Genomic DNA, 6,780 nt, shown 5'->3' with positions numbered 1-6,780 from the left:
CGACCTACTTATAAGGATATATAGGAAGACCATAATCATTAATTCCAGCTATATCGGCTATTTTCACATCAACATACTTAGCTCTTAAACAATCATAAAAATATATTCTATCCTTTTGAGTATATAAGAAGTCTTTATTCCATAACCGTTGGAATATAAAATAAAAACTAATAGAACATACTAATAATACTAAAAGAAAAAGATAACTAAATACAATATAAAGTATTGGTGAGTTTTTACTAATATTCAATAAGCAGAACATAAATGCTCCTAATGGCAAGAAACTTGTTATGGCTTGTAAAACAAGTGACTCTTTAGAGATCTTATATTTTATATTCATAATCTATTTGCCAATTATATTTTTTTCAAATCCTAAATTAATAAATTTTATACTAGCACCTTCTAATTTTTCACACCTATTGTTGGAACTATATTCTTTGTTCCAAAATTTATAGCTCCAGATGAGAAATTAAATCCTTCTGTCTTGTTGTATGTCCCGCCAAAAGATACTCCTAATCCGTCAATAGTAGGTGAACTCGCGGACCAAGTTCGCCCCTTATAATCAGTAGGAGTATCATCAAATCCAGCAGTCATTGCCAAGCCCATATCGACATATGAGGGAGAAAATCCAGCAGATAAATCACCATAAGTACTGAGATGTCCAGGAGTCAAGGCAAATCCCATGTCAAAACTTAAGTTGATAAACATTGCAGATGCATCGAAAGTGAACCCTAAGTATACTTTTCTTGGATTCCAAGGTTCTAAACCTCCATCTGAGTTTCTTGTATCACCGAAGAGTTGATAGCCGAAACTATGATGGAATTTGTAGTCCTTATCACCAGTAACAACAACATCGTCCATTGGATGAGACGAAAGGATATTGCCTTGTTCGTCTCCGAATTTATATTGTCCCTGATCATCAAACATATCTGCTGTATTTCCCAAGAATTTACCACCCTTAGGAATAAACTTTGTATCCTTAGCTGAGTTAACCCTCTCATCCCAATAAGTTTTCTTATCTTTTGTTTCGACCCATCCCATTCCATTGGGGTCAATTATTCTAATGGGATTTCCACCACCATATACATAAGGACTCGTTTGGATATACTTCTCCGCCAACGGATCCACCCCATACCAAATTCTTGCCATAGGGTTCATGTACCTTGCGCCGTAATAGTATAGACCAGTCTCATCATCGAACTGCTTGCCATTGAACTTATAAGGTAAGTCTTCACTCGATGAGTGCTCGTCTACAAGGAGTTCACCGTACGGCAGGTAAGCGTCATACTGCGTGATGTTGGCTTTATCGTCTGTGATGTAGGACGTACTACCGAGGTGATCACTGTGATAGAAGAAGGTCTCTTCTTTTGTAGTGTCATTTGGAATATAGCCATATCCAGCCTGCGGGTCATCAGGGTTGCTCGGGTCATTCCAGCTTACAGGTGGACCAGGGTTTGTACCTGGTGTTGTGTTGGGACGTGGGGTCTGCACCCATCCCTGCGGCACGTCGTGGTTGCCCAGCTCCCTGATGATGGAGTTGTAGCCGATGTGCGTATTCTCCGGGTCACCGTACGCACCCTTCATTGTAGGTACACCTGGTGCAATGCCCTGCTGCTTATAGTATGCCTCTTTCTGCTTCTGTATCTGATTCATACGCTCAGCGTAGTCCTGCTGACCAGCGGTGACGTAGCTTCCATTTCTTCCGTAAACGTTGTTAAACAGACCCGTTCCTATCCTTGAAGCAACCCGTTTGTCACCAAGGAAGTAATGCTTTGTGAATCTGTTCTTGTTGACAGAGAGGATACTTGCAGGATAAAGCGTGAAGTTATCCGTCTCGTGGAACGTGATACCCTGCGGAGCACCGTTGATGTACACACCCTCCATCGTGCCGTAGCTCTTCATGATACGTTCACCAGCTGCGTTGTAAGTATAACGGCTTGTCTTGCCGTTATCACTTAAAACCATCAGGCGGTTGTCCTCATCCCAATACATCTCACGAGTAGTGTTCGTGGAATCATTCGTTACCAGTGTCGGGTTGCCGTTGGCATCATACGTATAATGGTCATGACCTATCTGCGTCGGAGCTGTCGGGTGAGCTTCGTCCTCGTACTTGTAGGCGAAATTGTACGATTTCGCCGTGGCCGTGGAGTCTACACGCTGCACCTTGGTCAGCGGCTCGCTCATTCTGCCAAAAGTCATCTGCATGGAGTAAGAGGCATTCTTGGCTTTACCTGTTGCAGAGATCAAGCGGTTGAGGTCATCGTACTGATAAGTATGGCTGAACGCACCGCCAAGTTTAGCCTGGTTGTGCTTGATGATATTTTGTGGATTTACGACATTGGGAATACCGAGGATATTGTCCACCGCATCGTACCGGTACCTGTTGTCCATCACGGTTTGTCTTTCTATGGTCAGCGTAGCATTCTGCAGACGCTCTCGCTGCCTGTCGTAGGCATGGGTCGTCTCCGTCCCGTTGCCGAGCTTCGTATAGACCGTATGACCCTCCTTGTCGTAACCTATCCTGTCTACTATAACGCTCTGACGTCCCTGTTTATTGCTTGAAAGACCATCTATTTGTCCTGCCGCATTGTAGTGATAGGTCACCACCTCACCGTCAGGATAAGTCATCGTCCGTACACGGTTCCAACTGTCGTAGGTAGCACCGTAGACATAAGTCCTGATATCCGCCACACTTGCCATGACCGTACGGACGGTCTTCGTCATCTCACCCTGTCTGCCGTAGTAATACGCTTCACCGCCCGAAGCGTCCTCAATGAGGATAAGACAAAATGGGCAAAAATAAGCTTCATTTCTTACTTCCATGATAACCTTTTATATAGTGTCTCATGCAAAATACTGAGAGCAAGCCTAATGAAAGAATTCCCAATCTAACATATATATCCTCTTTTTCATCATAAAAAAGTGTATCATTCCATTTATTATAGTATAAAATTTTATTTAGATTCCTTTCATTTATATCTTTCCTACTTACCGTGACAGTGTATTCCTTTCCCATATAACGTACTATAATATATGAAGTTATATTTATAGCACCACTATGTTCTGACACTATTTTAAATGACTTAATTGGACCAGATTTTATTGCCTGTGCATCATAATAAACAACTATAATACTGTAGAATAAATATATAATACAGCCTGAGATCATTAATAAAAGATACCTATGGACTTGTTTATATTCTATTTTATTGACCACCATAATCTTTAGGTAATTGTGATTGTACTTTCTTTCCAACTTCTTTTTTTACCGTCTCTACCCCCGTTGTAAATGAGACCAAAGTCCCATATAATGCTCTCGCTTCTCTCATTGCTGATTTAGCATTTCTAATTAATTTCATGTTAGGAGTTCTACGTGACTGTAATTTTTCTAATTTATGTAAAGCAACACTATAGTTATGCCTAGCCTCTGCAGTTGCTTTTTTTAGATAGCTTGACGGGAGAATATGTCCAACGCCTTTGCTTATGAGAGTTTCAGCTATGATGGACTTCGCAGACATATCTTCTTTATTTATAATTCTCCCTACAACATTTTCGAGACCTTCCAATAAGAAACCAATTCCCTCTTTAGCTATAAACTTTGCTACAGGGTTTTTAACAATCTTCAAAATGCTCGAAATTCCATTATTAATAGCGCCTTCTGCTGCACCTGTTGCAATACCCCATGTGATGCTCAAATAATCTCTCCCCCTCTATTTTTTTATTTGCATTGATAAAAGAGTTTATAGAAACCTTATCCATCTTATCCATGATAATCGTTAAATAAATATTGCGATAATCCACCAGCAACCCCTCCGATAACAACGCCATCAATCCCTATTTTTCCATTTTTGTCATAGTATCTAATAGGATTATCAGAGCAATAGACATAACTAAGTAACGTAGGCTTTGTGAGGCTCATTGGATCCGCCCCATACCAAATACCTGCCACAGGATTCATATACCTTGCGCCATAATAATACAAGCCAGTCTCATCATCGAACTGTTTGCCGTTGAACTTATACGGTAAGTCTTCACTTGATGAGTGTTCGTCTACAAGGAGTTCGCCGTATGGCAGGTAGGCATCATACTGCGTGATGTTGGCTTTATCATCTGTGATGTAAGAAGTACTGCCGAGGTGGTCACTGTGATAGAAGAAGGTTTCTTCCTTTGTAGTATCATTAGGGATGTATCCATAACCAGCCTGTGGGTCATCAGGATTGCTCGGGTCGTTCCATGAGACAGGAGCACCGGGGTTGGTGCCTGGTGTCGTGTTAGGACGTGGAGTCTGAATCCAACCCTGTGGCACATCATGGTTACCGAGTTCTGTAAGGACAGCATTATAACCAACACCCGTGTTCTCCGGATCACCATACGCACCCTTTTCTGTCGGTACACCAGGAGCTACACCCACCTTCTTATAATACGCCTCTTTCTGTGTCTGAATCTGATTCATACGCTCTGCATAGTCCTGCTGACCAGCCGTTACGTATGAGCCGTTGCGTCCATAAACGTTGTTAAACAGACCTGTTCCTATCCTTGAAGCAACTCGTTTGTCACCAATGAAGTAATGCTTTGTAAAACGATTCTTATTGACAGAGAGGATACTTGCAGGATAAAGTGTGAAGTTATCCGTCTCATGGAAAGTAATGCCTTGTGGTGCACCATTGATATACACACCTTCCATCGTTCCGTAGCTCTTCATGATACGCTCACCGGCGGCGTTGTAAGTGTAACGACTCGTCTTGCCATTATCAGAGAGTACTATCACTCGATTGTCTTCGTCCCAGTACATCTCACGGGTAGTATTCGTAGAGTCGTTCGTTACCAGTGTTGGATTACCGTTGGCATCATATGTGTAATGGTCGTGACCAATCTGCGTTGGAGCCGTCGGATGGTTACTGTCCTCGTATTTATAAGCGAAGTTATAACTCTTGGCTGTGTTCGTAGAGTCTACCTTCTGGATCTACGTCAGCGGCTCGCTCATCCTGCCGAAGGTCATTGCCATGTCGTAACTGGCGTTCTTCGCCTTGCCTGTAGCATGAATCAGTCGGTTTAACGCCTCATAGATATAAATGCGTATTGGTCTTTCTCCAAGAGTAGTTTCTTTACCTTGTACTTGACTTTGGTTCTTCTTCATTTTTTAGTTTCCCTGTGGAATCTGTCTGATAATATTTGACACCATACACTCTTCCCATTCCCATGTGCAAGACTCTATATCGAGTGTCGGGTGTCAATACGGCACGCTTTGGATTATTTACAACCGTATCAATGTTAGGAAAGCATGCCTCCACTTGATATTTCGAAGAAATATTATTTAGATCAAGTGTGTCAATTCCTTTTTCTTTCTTTTTTTCTTTTAACTCTATATCATAGGAATAAAATAATTCTTTTTCGCCATCAGGCTCAATATAAAAACTTAACATATCATACACGTAGAAAGTCTGTTTCTCTTCGTCAAACGTGAAATCATGATTGTCGCATGCACAAAGTGTAAACACTATTGTTACCAATATTATTCTATTTTTTATTGCTTGTCTGTTTTTTGAATTCATTCCACCATTTATTGATTTGTTCGATTTTGTCTTTCTCCTTCAGTTTGTCATTCTTAAACAAATTCTCGACAGATGCTTTGAAGTGTGTCTTAACGAAGCCGCGGAAAGCGTTATATGTTTTAGTCCCTTGCTCAGCCTCTATTTCGCGAAGAGCATCGTCGTGGTTGCCAGCCTTAATATAACCTGCTATTGTTTTAAGCAAATATTTTGTCAGACCCTTATCGCGCGCAATCTGCTTAGTGTGTCCCACCTCGTGCGAGAATTGGCGGAACCAGAGGTCATAATCCTGCCCACCTTTGCTATTATCAAGATAATATGGCGACACAAGGATTCGTGCATTATTGGGAGAGCCGCCAATTGTAATGCAATTGCCTTCGGGTTGAGAAATGAATTCTTCAAGCCTTGCATTCTTCACATACGTAATGGGAACGTTCGCTACCAAAGACAATAAGTGAGCGGCTGATTCCGTAAAGGTATAGTATGTTACTTCATGGGGTATCCCCATTAACGTATTGGCGGAGCCTACTGCTTGGTACAGAACAACGGTTTCGACATGTTTTACAACAATGCCCTTAGGGAACATTCCCATAACATCGATATTCGCAATTGGACTCCCGTTACAATATGTATACGAACTTACCGACACATACTTTTCTGTTAAATTATCCACCCCATACCACAAACTTATGATTGGGTCCATGTATCTTGCACCGTAATAGTACAAGCCGGTCTCATCATCGAACTGTTTGCCGTTGAACTTATACGGCAGGTCTTCACTGCTGCTGTGCTCATCAACCAACAGTTCGCCGTAGGGCAAGTAAGCATCATACTGGGTGATATTGGCTTTATCATCCGTGATGTAAGACGTGCTGCCGAGGTGGTCACTGTGATAGAAGAACGTTTCCTCTTTTGTAGTGTCATTAGAAATGTAACCATAACCATCCTGTGGATCATCAGGGTTACTCGGGTCATTCCAGCTTACAGGTGGACCGGGGTTAGTATTCGGTGTGGTGTTGGAGCGTGGAGTCTGAATCCAGCCCTGTGGAACATCGTGGTTGCCGAGTGTGTCAATGATAGAGTTATATCCTCGCTTTGTATTCTCCGGATCACCATAAGCACCCTTCATTGTAGGAACACCAGGTGCAATGCCTTGCTGCTTATAATATATGCCTCTTTCTGCTTCTGAATCTGATTCATGCGTTCAGCATAGTCCTGCTGACCAGCAGTT

5 protein-coding genes and 2 pseudogenes are annotated in these 6,780 nt (G+C 42.0%); all 7 read right to left on the bottom strand.

The features are described from left to right. Positions 1 to 4 precede the first annotated feature (4 nt). Positions 5 to 340, bottom strand: a complete 336-nt coding sequence (locus tag HMPREF9141_RS12795; RefSeq protein WP_007367279.1) for a hypothetical protein — start codon at positions 338 to 340, stop codon at positions 5 to 7. A 62-nt stretch (positions 341 to 402) separates the two neighbouring features. After that, entirely contained in the window at positions 403 to 2,628 is a 2,226-nt protein-coding gene (locus HMPREF9141_RS04290; RefSeq protein WP_370991935.1) for an RHS repeat-associated core domain-containing protein, read from the bottom strand. A gap of 178 nt (positions 2,629 to 2,806) precedes the next feature. Continuing rightward, positions 2,807 to 3,220, bottom strand: a complete 414-nt coding sequence (locus HMPREF9141_RS12790) for a hypothetical protein (protein ID WP_007367277.1) — start codon at positions 3,218 to 3,220, stop codon at positions 2,807 to 2,809. Continuing rightward, entirely contained in the window at positions 3,207 to 3,695 is a 489-nt protein-coding gene (locus HMPREF9141_RS04285) for a hypothetical protein (protein ID WP_007367276.1), read from the bottom strand. Before HMPREF9141_RS04285 ends, HMPREF9141_RS12790 begins: the two co-directional genes overlap by 14 nt. A gap of 65 nt (positions 3,696 to 3,760) precedes the next feature. Next, positions 3,761 to 5,137 (bottom strand): annotated as a pseudogene (locus HMPREF9141_RS04280) (RHS repeat-associated core domain-containing protein). Beyond that, the gene (locus HMPREF9141_RS12785; protein WP_008122495.1) at positions 5,106 to 5,552 is read right to left on the bottom strand and encodes a hypothetical protein; all 447 of its coding nucleotides are present in this window, start codon (positions 5,550 to 5,552) and stop codon (positions 5,106 to 5,108) included. The pseudogene HMPREF9141_RS04280 and the gene HMPREF9141_RS12785 overlap by 32 nt, the downstream one beginning before the upstream one ends. Then, positions 5,518 to 6,780: pseudogene (locus HMPREF9141_RS04270) on the bottom strand (RHS repeat domain-containing protein); the annotation flags it as partial. The pseudogene HMPREF9141_RS04270 and the gene HMPREF9141_RS12785, both read right to left, overlap by 35 nt.

The organism is Prevotella multiformis DSM 16608 (assembly GCF_000191065.1).
Lineage (GTDB): Bacteria > Bacteroidota > Bacteroidia > Bacteroidales > Bacteroidaceae > Prevotella > Prevotella multiformis.
This window is presented reverse-complemented; position numbering and strand designations above follow the sequence as displayed.

Coding starts and splice junctions, on each gene's coding strand:
- HMPREF9141_RS12795 (WP_007367279.1), bottom strand. CDS start 340: ATGAATATAAAATATAAGATCTCTAAAGAGTCACTTGTTTTACAAGCC.
- HMPREF9141_RS04290 (WP_370991935.1), bottom strand. CDS start 2,628: ATGACTTATCCTGACGGTGAGGTGGTGACCTATCACTACAATGCGGCA.
- HMPREF9141_RS12790 (WP_007367277.1), bottom strand. CDS start 3,220: ATGGTGGTCAATAAAATAGAATATAAACAAGTCCATAGGTATCTTTTA.
- HMPREF9141_RS12785 (WP_008122495.1), bottom strand. CDS start 5,552: ATGAATTCAAAAAACAGACAAGCAATAAAAAATAGAATAATATTGGTA.